The 16,139-nt window shown below is 71.6% G+C and carries 14 protein-coding genes; 9 read left to right on the top strand and 5 right to left on the bottom strand.

Going from position 1 to position 16,139, the window contains the following annotated elements; genetic code table 11:
* Positions 1 to 5: 5 nt before the first annotated feature.
* From AUC44_RS01365 to AUC44_RS17140, 5 genes are all read right to left on the bottom strand, one after another.
* Complete coding sequence (locus tag AUC44_RS01365; RefSeq protein ID WP_062157057.1) at positions 6 to 1,067, bottom strand: aldose epimerase family protein; 1,062 nt, start codon at positions 1,065 to 1,067, stop codon at positions 6 to 8.
* A gap of 19 nt (positions 1,068 to 1,086) precedes the next feature.
* Complete coding sequence (xylA, locus tag AUC44_RS01360; protein WP_062157056.1) at positions 1,087 to 2,253, bottom strand: xylose isomerase; 1,167 nt, start codon at positions 2,251 to 2,253, stop codon at positions 1,087 to 1,089.
* Positions 2,254 to 2,314: 61 nt separating this feature from the next.
* Complete coding sequence (gene xylB, locus AUC44_RS01355) at positions 2,315 to 3,799, bottom strand: xylulokinase (RefSeq protein ID WP_062157055.1); 1,485 nt, start codon at positions 3,797 to 3,799, stop codon at positions 2,315 to 2,317.
* On the bottom strand, positions 3,796 to 4,365 hold the full coding sequence (locus tag AUC44_RS17145; protein ID WP_250636660.1) for an ROK family protein: 570 nt from the start codon (positions 4,363 to 4,365) through the stop codon (positions 3,796 to 3,798). Before AUC44_RS17145 ends, xylB begins: the two co-directional genes overlap by 4 nt.
* Entirely contained in the window at positions 4,287 to 4,994 is a 708-nt protein-coding gene (locus AUC44_RS17140; protein WP_197408563.1) for an ROK family transcriptional regulator, read from the bottom strand. The genes AUC44_RS17145 and AUC44_RS17140 overlap by 79 nt, the downstream gene beginning before the upstream one ends.
* A 377-nt stretch (positions 4,995 to 5,371) precedes the next feature.
* Here AUC44_RS17140 and AUC44_RS01345 point away from each other — a divergent pair, with 377 nt between their 5' ends.
* From AUC44_RS01345 to AUC44_RS01305, 9 genes are all read left to right on the top strand, one after another.
* Positions 5,372 to 6,388 (top strand): LacI family DNA-binding transcriptional regulator, encoded by a 1,017-nt coding sequence (locus tag AUC44_RS01345; RefSeq protein ID WP_062157054.1) that lies wholly within the window; start codon positions 5,372 to 5,374, stop codon positions 6,386 to 6,388.
* An 80-nt stretch (positions 6,389 to 6,468) separates the two neighbouring features.
* On the top strand, positions 6,469 to 7,716 hold the full coding sequence (locus AUC44_RS01340) for an ABC transporter substrate-binding protein (RefSeq protein ID WP_062157053.1): 1,248 nt from the start codon (positions 6,469 to 6,471) through the stop codon (positions 7,714 to 7,716).
* 76 nt (positions 7,717 to 7,792) lie between these two features.
* Positions 7,793 to 8,734, top strand: a complete 942-nt coding sequence (locus AUC44_RS01335) for a carbohydrate ABC transporter permease (protein WP_062157052.1) — start codon at positions 7,793 to 7,795, stop codon at positions 8,732 to 8,734.
* Positions 8,731 to 9,627 carry a carbohydrate ABC transporter permease gene (locus AUC44_RS01330; protein ID WP_062157051.1) on the top strand — a complete coding sequence of 299 codons (897 nt, stop codon included), beginning with the start codon at positions 8,731 to 8,733 and terminating at the stop codon, positions 9,625 to 9,627. Before AUC44_RS01335 ends, AUC44_RS01330 begins: the two co-directional genes overlap by 4 nt.
* Positions 9,628 to 9,631: 4 nt before the next feature.
* Complete coding sequence (locus tag AUC44_RS01325) at positions 9,632 to 10,891, top strand: hypothetical protein (RefSeq protein WP_062157050.1); 1,260 nt, start codon at positions 9,632 to 9,634, stop codon at positions 10,889 to 10,891.
* A 38-nt stretch (positions 10,892 to 10,929) separates the two neighbouring features.
* Complete coding sequence (locus AUC44_RS01320; RefSeq protein WP_062157049.1) at positions 10,930 to 12,306, top strand: GH1 family beta-glucosidase; 1,377 nt, start codon at positions 10,930 to 10,932, stop codon at positions 12,304 to 12,306.
* Positions 12,303 to 13,958 (top strand): glycoside hydrolase family 43 protein, encoded by a 1,656-nt coding sequence (locus tag AUC44_RS01315; RefSeq protein WP_197408562.1) that lies wholly within the window; start codon positions 12,303 to 12,305, stop codon positions 13,956 to 13,958. The genes AUC44_RS01320 and AUC44_RS01315 overlap by 4 nt, the downstream gene beginning before the upstream one ends.
* Complete coding sequence (locus AUC44_RS01310) at positions 13,955 to 14,332, top strand: hypothetical protein (protein ID WP_062157048.1); 378 nt, start codon at positions 13,955 to 13,957, stop codon at positions 14,330 to 14,332. The genes AUC44_RS01315 and AUC44_RS01310 overlap by 4 nt, the downstream gene beginning before the upstream one ends.
* Positions 14,329 to 16,137, top strand: a complete 1,809-nt coding sequence (locus AUC44_RS01305) for a beta-glucosidase (RefSeq protein WP_157445120.1) — start codon at positions 14,329 to 14,331, stop codon at positions 16,135 to 16,137. Before AUC44_RS01310 ends, AUC44_RS01305 begins: the two co-directional genes overlap by 4 nt.
* Positions 16,138 to 16,139 lie beyond the last annotated feature (2 nt).

Here is a 16,139-nt window from a genome sequence, read left to right as displayed (position 1 = left end):
TGCACTCACTGAATTCGGAAGGTGTGCACCGTGCGGGACGTGAAGGTCTGCCCCGGGTCGAGGCGGGTGGTGGGGAACTGCGGCTGGTTGGGCGAGTCCGGGACGTGCTGCGTTTCCAGGCACACGGCGGCCTGTGGGGCGTGGACGCGGCCCGCGTGCCCGGTGTGCCGGCCGTCCAGGAAGTTCGCGGTGTACAGCTGGAGGGCGGGTTCGGTGGTGCGGATCTCCAGGGTGCGGCCGCTGGCGGGGTGGTGCAGGGTGGCGGCGGGGCGCAGGGTGCCGGGCTGCCCGCGCAGCAGCAGGTTGTGGTCGAAGCCGCCGGGCTGCTCGGCCAGCGCGTCGCCCAGGGTGCGGGGGGTGCGGAAGTCCAGTGGCGTGCCGGTCACGTCTTGCATGATCCCGGTGGGAATGCCGTCCGCGTGGGTGGGCGTGAACGCATCGGCGGGCAGGGTGAGGTGGTGCGCGTGAACACCCTCGTGCGCGTCGGGACTGAGGTTCCAGTAGGTGTGGTTCGTCAGGTTGACGTGGGTGGGCGCGTCGGTGGTGGCGCGGTACTCGATGCTCAGGGTCGGGGAGGGATCGGCGGTCAGGCGGTACGTGACCTGCACGTGCAGGGTGCCGGGGTACCCCTCCTCGCCGTGGGGGCTGGTGCGGGTAAACGTCACCTGCGCGCCCTCGCCTGCCACCTCCGCGTGCCCGTGCCAGAGGTGCAGGTCGAAGCCGCGCGGGCCGCCATGCAGGGCGTGCGGGCCGTCGCTGGGGGTCAGGTGGATCGCCTGCCCGTCCAGCGTGTAGCGGGCCTGGGCAATGCGGTTGGCGAAGCGGCCCACGGTACTGCCCAGGAACGGCGCCCTGTCGCGGCTCAGGTAGGGTTCAGGGTGGTCGAAGCCCAGCACGACCTCGCCCGGCGTGCCACTGCGGTCGGGGACGTGCAGGCTGGTGAGGGTGGCGCCCAGGTCGGTCAGATGGGCCTGCACGCCGCCGGGCAGCGTCAGCGTGAACTGCGTGATGGGCTGCCCGTCGGGCGCAGAGCCCCAGGTGCGGGTGTGGACTGCGGGCGTGGTCATGGGCCGAGGGTAGCGCCGCTCAGCGCACGCCGAGCAGGAGTTCCATGGTCAACTGGTCCAGCGCCTCCAGGCCGGGCCCGCGCGTGCCCAGCGCGGCGCGGTCGAAGGCGTGGGCCTTCAGCGCCCCGGCGTTCTCGGGAGTGAAGGTGCCGGTCAGGGCCTCCAGTTCGGCGTCCTGCACGCGGTACGCGGCGATGGCCGCCTGGATCTCGGCGTCCTGCGCGAAGCGCTGCACCTTGTCCTTCAGGATCAGGTAGGTGCGCATGCAGCCGCGCGCGAAGGCCCACACCCCCGCCTCGTCCTCGGTGCGCAGGGCGTGCGCGTCGAAGTGCTTCGGCCCGGCGTACCCGCTGTCTTCGAGCAGCTGGACGAGGAAGAACGCGCCCTTGGGGTTCTCCGCGCCGAAGCGCAGGTCCTGGTCGAAACGGCCCATCTTCTGGTCGTTCAGGTCGATGTGGAACAGCTTCCCGGCGTCGATGGCCTGCGCGACGGCGTGCGGGAAGCTCAGGCCCGCCATGGTCTCGTGCGCGAACTCCGGGTTCAGGCCGAACAACTCCGGGCGCTCCAGCGTGGCGATGAAGCCCAGCGCGCTGCCCACGGTGGGCAGGAAGATGTCGGCGCGCGGCTCGTTCGGTTTGGGTTCCAGCGCGAAGCGGTACCCGTAGCCCTGCGACTCGCTATACGCCGCGAGGTAATTCAGGCTGTCCCGGAACCAGCCCAGCGCGTCCAGAAGCTTGCCCCCGGCGTCCACCTCGGTCCCCTCGCGGCCGCCCCACAGCACGTACGTGTCGGCGCCGAGTTCCGCGCCGAGGTCCATGGCGTGCATGGTCTTGCTCAGCGCGTAGGCGCGCACGCGGGCGTCGGCGCTCGTGAACGCGCCGTCCTTGAACGCCGGGTCGCTGAACAGGTTCGTGGTCGCCATCGGCACGACCAGCCCGTGATCGGAGAGCGCCTGCTGGAACTCGCGCACCAGGGCGTCGCGCTGCGCGGCGGTCGCGTCGATCGGCACGAGGTCGTTGTCGTGCAGGTTCACGCCGTACGCGCCCAGCGCGGCCAGCTTCTCCACGAGGTACGGCGCCCTCAGGACCGGGCGGGTCGCCTCGCCGAACGGGTCGCGGCCGGTGTTGCCGACCGTCCAGAGGCCGAACGTGAACCGGTCTGCGAGTGTGGGGGTGAAGTCAGGCATGCGGGGCTCCTTGAGAGGGATCGAGAGGTCGGACGGGAAGGGGCAGCGGCGTCCTGGACGCTCAGCCCCCGTAGAGGGCAGTGCGGGCAGCGGCGTAGGCGCTCAGGGCGTCCGCCATGTCCACGGGCGGGACGGGCGGGTGGAGGTCGGGGCGGGTGGCGTCCATGGCGGCCGTGAGGCCCGGGTGGAGTCCGGCGGCGGGCATGGCGAGAATGGCGGCGCCGTGGGCCGCGCCGGGGCGCTGGGCAGTGGGGTGGAGGGGGAGGTTCAGGGCGCTGCTGGCGAGGCCCAGCCACAGATCCGAGCGGGCGCCGCCCCCGGTGGAGATCAGGGTGTTCAGCGGGGCGATGGCCTGCATGACGCGGTACGCGTCGGCCAGCGCGGCGACGCTGCCCTCCAGCACGGCGCGGGTCAGGTGGGCGCGGCCGTGCGCGAGGCTCAGGCCGGTGAAGGCCGCGCGGGCGTGGGGGTTCATCAGGGGACTGCGTTCGCCCGACAGGTACGGCAGGAACGTCACCCCGCCGGCGCCCGGGGGGACCTGCGCGGCCTCCTCCAGCAGCACGGAGATGGGCGTGTCAGGCGCGAGTTTCGCGTGCAGCCATTCCAGGGACCCGGCGGCGGAGAGGGTCACGCCGAGCAGGTGGTAGCCGCCGTCGGCGTGCGCGAACAGGTGCACGCGGCCCCCCGGGTCGGGGGTGGGGTGGCGCAGGGGGCTGAAGATCACGCCGCTGGTGCCCAGGCTGACGCTGCCCACGTCGGGCCGGTCACCCGAGAGGCCCAGGGCGATCCCGGCGGCGGCGTTGTCCCCGCCCCCCGCGACGACAGGCAGCCCCTCGGGGAGGCCGGTCGCGGCGGCCCACTCGCGGGTCAGCGTCCCGACGACGTCGGTGGAGCGCAGCAGCGGCGGGAACAGGTCGGGCGTCAGGTCGAGTGCACCCAGCACGTCCGCGTCCCACGCGCCGCGCGCGAGGTTCAGCGCGCCCACCCCGCTGGCGTCGCTGGGTTCAGCGGCCATCATGCCGGTCAGGGCGAAGCCGACGTAGTCCTTGGGGATCAGCGCGTGGCGCAGCCGGGCGAAGACCTCGGGTTCCTCGTCCCGCAGCCAGAGGATCTTGGGCAGCTGGAAGCCAGTCACGGCGCGGTTCCCGGTCCGCGCGACCAGGTCGGCGCGGGGGACGCGGGCCTCGATCTGCTCGACCTGCGCGCCGGTCCGCTGGTCGTTCCACAGCAGCGCGGGGCGCAGCACCTCGCCCTGGGCGTCCAGGGGGACGAGGCCGTGCATCTGCCCGCTGAGCCCCAGCGCCAGGGGCTGCGCCTTCCCCTCCAGTGCGCCGCTCAGGTCGCGCAGCGCGGCGCGCACGCCCGCCAGCCAGTCCGCCGGGCGCTGCTCGGTCCAGCCGGGGCGGGGGGTCAGGAGGGGGTAGGGGTGGGTGCTCTCGGCCAGGGTGTCGCCACTGGCGGTGACGGCGACGGCCTTGACGCCGCTGGTGCCGACGTCCAGTCCCAGCGTGACGGGCGTGAGGGGCGTAGGGGTGGTGGGGGTCATGCGGGCTCCTGTGGGGTGTCGATCACGCGCGCGAGCAACTGCGCGGCGGCGCCCAGCGCGGGCAGGTACAGGCTGTCCTGGCGGACCGTGACGCGCGCGGGCGGCGCGGCCGGGCGCCACTGCCGGGCGTGGTACACGTCCAGCGCGGGGCCCAGCACGGCGCCGTCCAGGCGGGTCAGGGCGCCGCCGATGACGATCTCGTCCGGGCCGAGGGTCTGGTGCAGGTTCACGAGCAGCTGCCCCAGCGCCTCCCCGGCGCGGCCGAGGGTGACCTGCACGGCGGCCTCGCGCAGGCGCGGCGCGAGGGCCTCGTCCAGCGGGTCGAGGACGTTCAGGTTCAGCGCGGCGCGGATCGCCCAGCCGCCCAGCAGGGTCTCGACGCAGCCGCGGTTCCCGCAGTGGCAGTACAGCCCGCCGGGCTGGATGATCGCGTGCCCGATCTCCCCGGCCAGGCCGCGCGCGCCGCGCAGGACGTGTGGGGTGCCGCTCAGGGCCGTGAATCCGGCCCCGACGCCGCTGCCCAGGCTGACGTACGCCAGCAGCTGCGGCGGCTCGCCGGGGCGCAGGAAGCTCTCGCCGAACGCGGCGGCGTTGGCCTCGTTGTCCAGCGTGATGGCCTCCGTGGGCAGGTGGGGGGGATGTCGGGCGCGGCGCGCAGCAGCTCCAGGAAGGGCACGTCGTCCCAGCCGAGGTTGGGGGCGTACAGGACGCGCGTGCCGTCCGGGCTGACCGGGCCGGGCAGGGCCACGCCCAGGCCCAGCAGCTCGCGGCCCTGCGTGGCGGGGTCCTGCAGCAGTTGCCCGCATAGCCGGGTGATGGTCTGCGCGGCGGCGTGCGGGGTGGTGGTGGGGGTGCGGGTCTCGGCGCGGGCCAGGACGGTGCCGCGCAGGGTGGTGGCGACGGCGCGCGCGCCGAGCACGCCAATCTCTGCGCCCAGGAGGACGTGCCGGGTCTCGCCGAGGTGCAGTTCGCGGCCCGGGCGTCCGGTGGCGCCGGGGCGGGCGCCCCCCTCGTCGAGCCAGCCCGCGTCCAGCAGCCCGGTGACGAGGCTGCCGACGGTGACCTTGGTCAGGCCGCTGTGGGCGGCGAGTTCGGCGCGGCTGAGGCCGGGGTGGGTGCGCAGCAGGTGGAGCACGTGGGCGCGGTTGAGGTGTTTCAGGTAGGGCTGGTCGCCGCCTTGGGTGGGAGCCATCATGCCTCGCTTTAGTTAGTTGATTTAACGAAGTGCAGCGTAGGCTTGACATCAATGCCCTGTCAAGTCATGCGCGCTTTCCCCTTACTGCACAGGATTTCGCCTGATCTGAACCGATTCAGCCAGTACAGACCGGATTGTTCGGCCAGCAGTCATATTTAGTTCTTCTAATCAAGGAAGGCCGGCTGCGGAAGCAGTTCCACCTCTCACCTTCTCTGCCGGATGATCAAAACCTGTTTGTCAGGCTCCTATTTTGTCCGGTGCGGACCATAATGTCGCCGCTGCACCATGTTGACAGCGCTTTCAGTCAGGAGTACGCTCCGGGCATCTCAATCTTCTCTTCACCGAGCAGGCAACCGGCCTGACTTGCAGGAGCACCCATGATGGAAGCAGTCACCCTGGCGCAGGTGGCGCGGGAGGCGGGCGTGTCGCCCAGCACCGTGTCACGCATTCTGAACGGCACGGCCAACGTGACGCCAGAAAAACGCGCCCGTGTCGAATCCGTCATCACCCGCCTGAATTACCGCCCCAACCCGCAGGCGCAGGCCCTGGCCGGCGGGCGCAGCCTGACCATCGGCGTGATCACCCCCACCCTGAACTCCACCTTCTACGGCGAGGCGCTGGCCGGGATCGAGGCGGCCCTGAACGACACGCCCTACCACCCCATCGTGATCAGCGGGCAGTGGCGCACCGAGCGTGAGCAGGAGGCGCTGGACCTGCTGCTGGCCCGCCGGGTGGACGCCGTGATCATGATGGGCGGCATCCTCGACGACCAGATCCTGACGCACGTGGCGCGGCGGGTGCCGCTGATCGCGGTGGGCCGCGACGTACGCGGCCTGGATCACAGCTGCATCGTGCTGGACAACACCAAGGCCATGCAGCAGGTCGCGCGGCACCTGCTCGACCTGGGACACCGGCAGTTCGCGTACATCAGCGGCGCCGAGCGGCAGCAGGACGCCATGGAACGCCGCGTGGCCTTCCTGGACTACCTCGGGGCGCACGGCGTGACCGTCCCCCCCGAACTGATCCAGGTGGGCCGCTACACCGAGGAAGGTGGCCTGGAGGCCGCCGAGGCGATCCTGAATGCCGGGGTGCCGTTCACGGCCCTGGTGTGCGCCAACGACCAGATGGCGCTGGGCGCGCGCCTGGCGCTGTACCGCCGGGGCGTGAACGTGCCCGGGGACGTGTCCCTGACGGGCTTCGACGACGTGTTCACCTCGTCCCTGATGACGCCGCCGCTGACGACGGTGCGCCAGGCGATCTACGACATCGGCGTGACGGCCGCCCGCGAGGCCCTGAACCTGCTCGACGGTCAGCCGGTGGCGCGTCAGGTGTTCGAACCGGAACTGGTGGTGCGGGAATCGACCGCGCCGCCCGCGCAGGGGGTGAGGCCGTGAGCACCCCGGATGGTTGAGTGCCACCCCTCCCCCGTCCACACCCACTTTGAAAGCGCTTTCAAACCGACCTGGAGGTCACCATGAAACAAACCGCCGCGTTCGCCCTCGCCACCGCCCTGCTGCTCGGCACCGCCCACGCCCAGGAGAAAGTCACGCTGACCGTCGCGGCCTTCCCCAGCCTGGACAGCGCCATCAAGGCCATCCTGCCCGCCTGGACGAAACTGCACCCCAACGTCACCATCAACCTCCAGGCCCAGCAGTTCGCCGACCACCACAACGCCATGACCACCGCGCTCGCCACCGGCCAGGGCCTCCCGGACGTCATGGCCATCGAGATCGGCTACGTCGGCAAGTTCGCCGAAGGCCAGGGCCTGGAGAACCTGAACAGCGCCCCCTACAACGCCGCGCAGTACAAGAAGCTCTTCACGCCCTTCACCATCGCGCAGGCCACCGGCCCCGACGGGCGCTTCATCGCCATGCCCACCGACATCGGCCCCGGCACCTTCTTCTACCGCAAGGACGTGCTCGACAAGGCCGGCGTGAACCCCCTGACCATGCAGAGCAGCTGGGAAAACTACATCGCGTCCGGCAAGAAGATCAAGCAGAAGACCGGCGCGTACCTCGTGAACACCGCCGCCTCGGTGTACAACCTCATCATCCGCACCAACCTCAAGGCCGGCGAGGGCATCTACTTCGACAAGCAGAACAACCTCCTCGTCGGGCCTGACAGCGCCCGCTTCGTGCGCGCCATGACCCTCGCCAAGCAGGTCCGCGACGCCGGCCTGGACGCCAAGATCGGCGAGTGGAGCAACGAGTGGTACGACGCCTTCAAGAAGGGCACCGTCGCCACGCAGTTCAGCGGCGCGTGGCTCCAGGGCGCCCTGCAGAACTGGATGGCCCCCGACACCAAGGGCCTGTGGCGCGTGCAGAACCTCCCCGAGAAGGGCTTCGCCTCCTGGGGCGGCAGCTTCTACGGCATTCCCAGCAAGGCCAAGAACAAGCAGTGGGCCTGGGAATTCATCAAGTTCATGACCCTCAACCAGCAGTCGCAGATCACCGCCTTCGAGGACAACGGGGCCTTCCCCGCCCTGATCGCCGCGCAGAAGGACAAGGCCTTCAGCGAACCCGTCGAGTTCCTCGGCGGCCAGAAGGCCCGCGTGCTGTGGCGTGACGCCGCCGCCAAGACCCAGCCCATCGACGTGAACAAGTACGACTCGGTCGCCGATCAGATTCTCCAGACCGAGCTGACCAACGTCCTCGAACAGGGCAAGGACATCAAGCAGGCGCTCGCCGACGCCCGCGCCCAGATCGCGCGCCGCGCCCGCTGACACCCCGCCCCCGGGGGGACGCGCGCCGGTCACCGCCGGCCAGCGCGCCCCCCGCGTTCACGCAAGGACGTCCCGCATGTCACAGCGCACCCCGACCGCTGCCCCGCCACGCGCGCCCTGGAGCTATACCCGCTTCCAGCAGCGCTTCGCGCCGTACCTGTTCGTCAGCCCGTTCTTCCTCCTGTTCGCCGTGTTCGGGCTGTTCCCGCTGCTGTTCAGCCTGTTCCTGGCCTTCCACCTGTGGAGCCCGCTCGACGGGGTCGGCAACTGGAAATTCGTGGGCTTCGAGAACTTCCAGCTGGCCCTGGGCCCCACGGACATGTTCTGGAAATCCCTGAAGAACACCGTCTGGATCGGGCTGCTGTCCGGCATTCCGCAGCACCTCGTGGCGCTGCCGCTGGCGTTCATTATCCACCACAGCCTGCGCCGCTTCCAGGGCGCGTTCAGCACCATCCTGTTCCTGCCGTACATCACGAACGCCGTGGCGATCGCCATCGTGTTCGCCACGCTGTACTCCGAGCGGCTGGGCATCCTGAACTACCTGGGCGGCCTGGTGGGCCTGGACCCGGTGCGCTGGCTGGGCGACCCGAACATGGTGCCGTACTCGGTCGCGGCCGTGGTCTTCTGGCGCTACGTCGGGTGGAACACCGTGCTGTACCTCTCGGGCCTGCAGGCCATCAGCGAGGACGTCTACGAGGCCGCCACGGTGGACGGTGCGAATGGGTGGCAGAAATTCTGGTACATCACGCTGCCGCTGCTGCGGCCCATGATGTTCTACGCCTTCACCCTGACCATCGTGGGCAGCATGCAGCTGTTCGAGGAACCGTTCATGCTCCTCAATGACGGCGGCGGCAGCGGTGGCGCGGGCCTGACGAGCGCCATGCACATCTTCAACACCGCCTTCCGCGACCTGGACATGGGCTACGCCAGCGCCATGAGCTGGCTGCTGTTCCTGGCGATCTTCGCGCTGAGCATGCTGAACAACTACCTCTTCTCCCGCGACGGAGGCCGCCGATGACCACCACCCCCGTCCAGCACGCCGCGCCGCGCGCCCGCACCCGCCGCGCCCGGCTGCCCTGGCAGCGCGTGCCGATCTGGGCGCTGATGCTCCTGGCGTGCGTCCTGTCGGTTGTGCCGTTCTACCTGATGTTCGTGTGGGCCTCGCACCCCAGCGCGGAGGTCTTCACCTTCCCGCCGCACCTGTGGTTCGGGGACGCCTTCGCGCGCAACTGGCAGGGCCTGATGCAGGTCACCGACGGGCAGGCGCCGAGGCAGTTCTGGAACTCGCTGTACATCGCGCTGATCTCCACGCTGACCACGCTGTTCTTCTGCTCGCTGGCCGGGTACGCCTTCGCCATGTACGACTTCGGGGGCAAGGGCGCGCTGTTCGCGTTCATCCTGGGCACCATGCTCATCCCGCCGCTGGTGATGGACATCCCCAGCTTCCTGGTCATGAACAACGTCCTGCACTGGGTAGGCCAGCCGCGCGCGCTGTGGGTGCCGGGCATGGCGAACGCCTTCGGGATCTTCCTGATGCGGCAGTACATCTCCTCGGCCCTGCCGCGCGAACTGATCGAGGCGGCCCGCATGGACGGCGCGACCGAGTTCGGCATCTACCGTCAGGTGGTCCTGCCGCTGATCCGCCCGATCCTGGCCACGCTGGGCGTCGTGACGTTCGTAGGCGCGTGGAACAACTTCAAGGGCGCGCTGATCATGAAACTCAGCGAGCCCGACACCATGACCCTGCCGCTGAGCCTGCGCCGCCTGGGCGGCGGAGCCACGAACGTGAACGTCGACTGGGGCGCGATCATGATGCTGGTCGTGATCACGGTCATTCCGCTGCTGATCGTGTTTCTGCTGGCCAGCCGTCAGGTGATCAGCGGCCTGACGAGCGGCGCGGTCAAGGACTGAAGCCGTGCGCCGCGCCCTGCCCGCCCTGACCTTCGCCCTGGCCGCCCTGGCCGGGGCGGGGCAGGCCGTGACCGTCACGCCCGCCCCCGGTGAAGGCCGCCCCCTGGGCGGACCGCTGCTGGGTGGGCCGGGCTTCAACCTGGGGAACTGGATGCCGGTCGTGGAAGCGCTCCCCGAACTGCGCGCCCTGCGGCCCGCGCTGCTGCGCTGGCCCGGCGGGAACGTCGGGGACGAGAACGACCTGACCCGCGCGGCCCTCCAGACCCTGAAGACCAACTGGACGCTGCTGGGGCAGCCGGACCTGATCGTGCAGACCCGCGTGTTCACGCGCGGCGGCGTGGGCCGCGCCGCGCCGGAGGATGCCGCGCAGGCCGTGCGGGACGCCCGCGAGCTGGGGCTGCGCGTGGCGTACTGGGAGATCGGGAACGAACCCGACCTGTACGCCACGAACCGCAGCGACCCCAGCTGGACGCCCACGCGGTACTGCGCCACTGTGCGGGCACAGCGCGCGGCGATCCTGGCCGCAGACCCGCAGGCGCGCGTTGCCGGGCCCGCCACGAGCAACCCCGGCGCGTTCCTGGACGAGGTGCTGCGCGGGTGCGCGGACGCCTTCGATCTGGTCACGTACCACCTGTACCCCACCGACGGCGGCGCGACCGACGAGGCCGCCCTGGCGAGCATCGAGCGCGTGACCGGCAGCGTGGCGCACCTGCGCGAGCTGTGGGCCGACCCGGCCACCAACCCCACCGCGCAGGCCCGCGAGCTGAAGCTGGCCGTGACCGAGTTCGCGCTGTCGTGGCGCACCGACCGCGCCCGGCACCTCAGCGACGCGCTGGGCGGCCTGTGGGCGACCGAGGCCACGCTGCGCTTCCTGGAGGCCGGGGTCCGCCCCGCGTACTTCGCGCTGATGGGCGTCGGGAATCACGGGCTGCTGGACGATGCCACCTTCCCGCGCTTCGGATACGGCGCGCTGCGCGAGGCGGCCCAGTTGCGCGGCCAGAGCTTCCCCGTGACGGGCGACGACCCGCGCGTGTGGCTGCACGCCGCCACCGACGGTGACCGCCTGACCCTGCTGGCCCTGAACACCAGTGCCGGGACCCTGCCGCTGACCGCGCAGCTGGACGGCTGGCAGGTCATCGGCGCGAAGACCGTCACCCCGGCAGGCGTGGACGCGGGCACCTTCCCCTCCGCCCTGAACATCATCCGACCCTTGACCCTGCCGCCCCAGAGCGTCACCCGCGTCGTCTTCCGGCGCGCGCCCTGACCGCCCTCCTCTCCCCTGCCTCACCCCTGGAGTTCCACATGAGCAACCGCATCCCCGATCCTGCCCGTTTCCCCGCCCGTTTCACCTGGGGTGTCGCCACGAGTTCCTACCAGATCGAGGGCGCGCCCCGCGAGGACGGCAAGGGCCCCAGCATCTGGGACACCTTCTGCCGCACGCCCGGCAAGGTGCGCGGCGGGGACACCGGCGATGTCGCCTGCGACCACTACCACCGCCTGGACAGTGACCTGGACCTGATCCGCGACCTGGGCGTGAACGCCTACCGCTTCAGCGTCTCCTGGCCGCGCATCCTGCCGCACGGGCGCGGCGCGGTGAACCAGGCGGGCCTGGACTTCTACCAGCGGCTCGTGGACGGGCTGCTCACGCGCGGCATCACGCCCTGGGCGACGCTGTACCACTGGGACCTCCCGCAGACCCTGGAAGACGAGGGCGGCTGGACCGTGCGCGGCACCGCCGAGGCCTTCGGGACGTACTCGGCGGTCGTCGCGGCGGCGCTGGGAGACCGCGTGAAGCACTTCATCACGCTGAACGAGCCGTGGTGCTCGGCGTACCTGGGCTACGGCATCGGCATTCACGCGCCGGGCCGGCACGACCTGCGGGCCAGTTTCGCCGCCACGCACCACCTGCTCGTCGGGCACGGGCGGGCCATGCAGGCCATCCGCGGGCAGGCGCCGGGCGCGCAGGCGGGCATCACCCTGAACCTCCACCACACGTACCCCGCGACGGACACGCCCGCCGACCGCGCCGCCGCGTACCGCATGGACGGCTTCCAGAACCGCTGGTACCTGGACCCGGTGTACGGGCGCGGCTACCCGCAGGACATGGTGGACCTGCTGGGCGACCTGAGCCCGCAGGCGCAGGGGCTGGTGCTGCCCGGCGACACCGAACTGATGGGGCAGCCCACCGACTTCCTGGGCGTGAACATGTACTCGCGCGCGGTGGGGCAGGACGCGCCCGGCGAGGGGTTCCTGCACGCCCGGCAGATCCGCCCCGAGGGCAGCGCGTACACGGGCTTCGACTGGGAGGTCGCGCCGGACAGCCTGACCGACCTGCTCGTGCGGCTGCAACAGGACTACGCGCCGGACGCGATCTACATCACCGAGAACGGCAGCACCTACCCGGACGTCGCGGACGAGGACGGGAACGTGAACGACCTGGAACGCACCCAGTACCTCACCGAGCACCTCGCGGCGACGCAGGAGGCCCTGGCGCGCGGCGCGAAGGTCGCCGGGTACTTCGCGTGGTCACTGATGGACAACTTCGAGTGGGCAGAGGGGTACGACAAGCGCTTCGGGATCGTGCACGTGAACTTCGACACGCAGGTGCGCACGCCGAAACTGTCGGGGCGCACGTACCGGGACTTCCTGGCGCGCGCGGGGCAGGCGGTCGGCGCGTGACGGACACCCTCGCGGCGGCCCAGCCCACTGCGGGAACCGCCCCGGCGCCCGCCACGGTGACGGTCACGAACCCGGTCCTGCCGGGCTTCCACCCGGACCCCAGTCTCCTGCGCGTCGGGGAGGACTACTACCTGGCGACGAGCACCTTCCAGTGGTACCCGGGCGTGGCGATCTCCCACTCGCGGGATCTGGTGCACTGGCGGCTGGCGGCGCGGCCATTGAGCCGGCTGTCGCAGCTGGACATGCGCGGGAACGCCGACTCGGGCGGCATCTGGGCGCCGTGTCTGTCGCACGACGGGGAGCAGTTCCACCTGATCTACACCGACGTCAAAAGCTGGGGGATCACCGAGCCGTTCAAGGACAGTCACAACTACCTGGTCACGGCGCCTGAGATCGAGGGGCCCTGGAGTGAGCCGGTGTACCTGAACTCCAGCGGCTTCGACCCCAGCCTCTTCCACGACGTCGCGGAGGGCGGGGACGGGCGCAAGTGGCTGCTGAACATGCGGTGGGACCACCGCGCGGGCCGCAACCCCTTCGCGGGGATCGTGGCGCAGGAGTACAGCCCGGCCGAGGGGCGGCTGGTGGGCCCGCGCACGACCATCTTCACCGGCACCCACCTGAAGGTCACGGAAGGCCCGCACGTCTATAAGAAGGACGGCTGGTACTACCTGCTGACCGCCGAGGGCGGCACGAGCTGGGAGCACGCCGTGACCCTGGCCCGCTCGCGCGAGCTGCTCGGGCCGTACGAGGTTCACCCCCACAACCCGCTGCTCACGGCGGTGGACGACCCCGGCCTGCCCATCCAGAAGGCCGGGCACGCCAGCCTGACCGACACCCCGGACGGACGGTGGGTGATGGCGCACCTGTGCGGCCGCCCCCTGACCCCGCGCGGCGAGTGCCCGCTGGGCCGCGAGACGGCAGTGCAGGGCCTGGACTGGCCGGGGGGCGAGTGGCCGCGCCTGACGGGGGGCGGGCACCACCCGGCGCTGCACGCCACGCTGCCCGCGCTGCCGCCGCACCCCTGGCCCGAGGTGCCTGCCCGCGACGACTTCCGGGGCGAGGCGCTGCGCCCCGAGTGGCTGACGCTGCGCGCCCCCGCCGCCGAGCTGGGCGTGCGCCTGATTGAGGGCGGGCTGGTCCTGCCGGGCCGCGAGGCGCTGATGAGCCGTCACCACGTGGCGCTGGTGGGCCGCCGCCTCCAGAGCCTGTACGGGCGGCTGCGGACCGAACTGAGCTTCGACCCGCGTGACTTTCAGCAGATGGCGGGCGTGTGCGCGTACTACGACAGCCGCAACTGGGTGTACGCGCGCGTCAGCCGGGACGAGGCGGCGGGCCGCGCGCTGAACGTCACGAGCTGCGAGAACGGCGTGTACCGCGAGCACCTGACCCAGGACGTCCCGCTGGGCGAATCGGGCCGCGTGGGGCTGGAGGTCCGCTACCGCGGCGACACCTTCGGCTTCGCGTATCAGGTGGCGGGGGGCGGATGGACGCCCGTTGGGCCGGCGTTCAGCGCGGGTCTGCTGAGCGACGAGCACTGCGGCGGCCTGAGCTTCACCGGGACGTTCCTGGCCCTGACCTGCCAGGACCTGAGCGGCGAGCGCCGCGAGGCGACCTTCCACTGGGCCGAGTACACCGAGGGGGAAACCGCGTGAGGCGCCCTGTCCTGGCGCTGCTGACCGCCGCGCTGGCCGCGCACGCGGGCGCCCTGACGGATCAGGCGGCGGCCGAGGCGCAGGCCCGCGCGCTCCTCCCGCGCCTGAACCTGGAGGACCGGATCGGGCAGGTCAGCATGGCGCACGTGTTCCGCTTCACCGAGGGGAGCCGCAGCGCGCCCCTCCGCACGGACGCGGACGCCACCTTCCGCGCCCTGCGGCCCGGCACGCTCCTGAACGGCGGGGGGACGCGCCGCAACCGAACACACCGCGCGGCTGGGCGGACTTCCTGGCCCGCCTGGACGCGCTGGGCCGCGCGAACAACCCCGCGAATCTCCCGGCGGTGTTCGGGACGGACGCGGTGCACGGCGTGAACAACGTCCCCGCCGCGATCCTCTACCCGCACAACCTGGGCCTGGGCGCCGCCTTCGACCCGGCCCTGACGCGCGAGGTGGCCCTGGCGACCGCCCAGGACATGCGCGCCCTGAACATGGGCTGGACGTTCGCCCCGGTCGCGGACGTGGGCCGTGACCCCCGCTGGGGCCGCTTCTACGAGACCTTCGGGGAGTCCCCGTGGCTGGTCGCTGATCAGGTGGGGGCCGCCGTGGACGGCCTGCAAGCCGGTGGCGTGGCGGCCACCCTGAAGCACTTCACCGGGTACGGGCTGCCCAGCCTGGGGCTGGACCGCGCGAACGCCGAGATCAGCGCCCGCGCCCTGCACGAGGTGGTCCTGCCGCCCTTCCGCGCGGGCATCCGCGCCGGGGCGCTGAGCGTCATGGCGAACAGCGGCAGCGTGAACGGCGTGCCCGTGCACGCCTCGCGCGCGCTGCTGACGGACCTGCTGCGCGGCGAACTGGGCTTCGGGGGCCTGCTCGTCAGCGACTGGAACGACATCGAGCGGCTGATCACGACCTACCGCACCCACACCGATCTGGTGCGGGCAGCGGCGGCCAGCGTGAACGCAGGCATCGACGTGTACATGGTCCCGAACAGCGTCGAGGCGTACCAGAACGCCCTGCGCGAGGCCGTGCAGAGCGGACTGGTCAGCGAGGCCCGCCTGGCCGAGGCGACCCTGCGCGTCCTGACCTTCAAGGCGCGGCTGGGCCTGCTCGACGCCCCACTGACCGGCAGTGGCGTGCTGGGCGACCACCGCGACCTCGCCAAGCGGGCGGCGGCGGCCACCCTGACGCTGCTGGAGAACCCGGCGGATACCCTGCCGATCCGTAAAGGCCGCGTGCTCGTCACCGGGCCCGCGATGGACAGCGCCGCCATCCAGCTGGGCGGCTGGAGCGTGAACTGGCAGGGCGTCGGCAAGGGCAACGTGCCGGACGTGCCGAAGGTCGCCACGCTGGCCCCCGCGCTGAAGGCGTCGGCCCCGGCGGGCGTGACCGTCAGCGCCCTGCCGGAGACCAAACGCCCGCAACTGCTGACCGCCGCGAAGGGCGCGGACGTGATCGTCGTCGCGGTCGGCGAGGCGCCCGGCGCGGAGTGGCAGGCGAACAACCCCGCGCTGAGCCTGCCGGACGGGCAGATCACGCTGCTGCGCGACCTGCTCGCCACCGGGACACCCGTCGTGGCGGTCCTGATGGCCGGGCGGCCCCTGATCCTCCCCGCCGACATGCAGTCGCGCCTGTCAGGGCTGGTCATGGCGTACCTGCCCGGCACGCAGGGCGGCGCCGCCCTGGCCGACGCGCTGTACGGCCGCGCGGGCTTCCCGGGCCGCCTGCCGTTCACGTGGCCGGATAGCCTGACCCAGGTGGGCCTCTGGAGCGACCGCCCCGCCGAGGGCGCCGGCGAGACACCGCTGCCGCTGTACCCGCTCGGGTACGGGCTGGACTACACGACCAGCGTCGCGCGTGACCTGACCGTCACCCCCGCCCCGGACGGCATGACCGCGCAGGCCACCCTGACGAATACGGGTGAGAAGGCGGGCACCGTGACGGTGCTGCTGCGCGCCAGCCTGCCCGCCAGCGGCGCCCTGCAGGCCACCTCGCGCCCGGTCGGGGTGCTGCGCGCGGTCCTGAAGCCCGGCGAGAGCCGCGCCGTGCAGGTCACCGTCTCCCGCGAGCGCCTGAGCAGCTGGGTGGGCGACGCCTACGGCCCCGGCGCGTGGCAGCTCCTGCCCGGCGCTTACACCCTGATCGCCGGGGACGGGAAGGCCACCCTCACCCTGCCGTAGCG

Source organism: Deinococcus actinosclerus, assembly GCF_001507665.1.
GTDB lineage: Bacteria > Deinococcota > Deinococci > Deinococcales > Deinococcaceae > Deinococcus > Deinococcus actinosclerus.
This window is presented reverse-complemented; position numbering and strand designations above follow the sequence as displayed.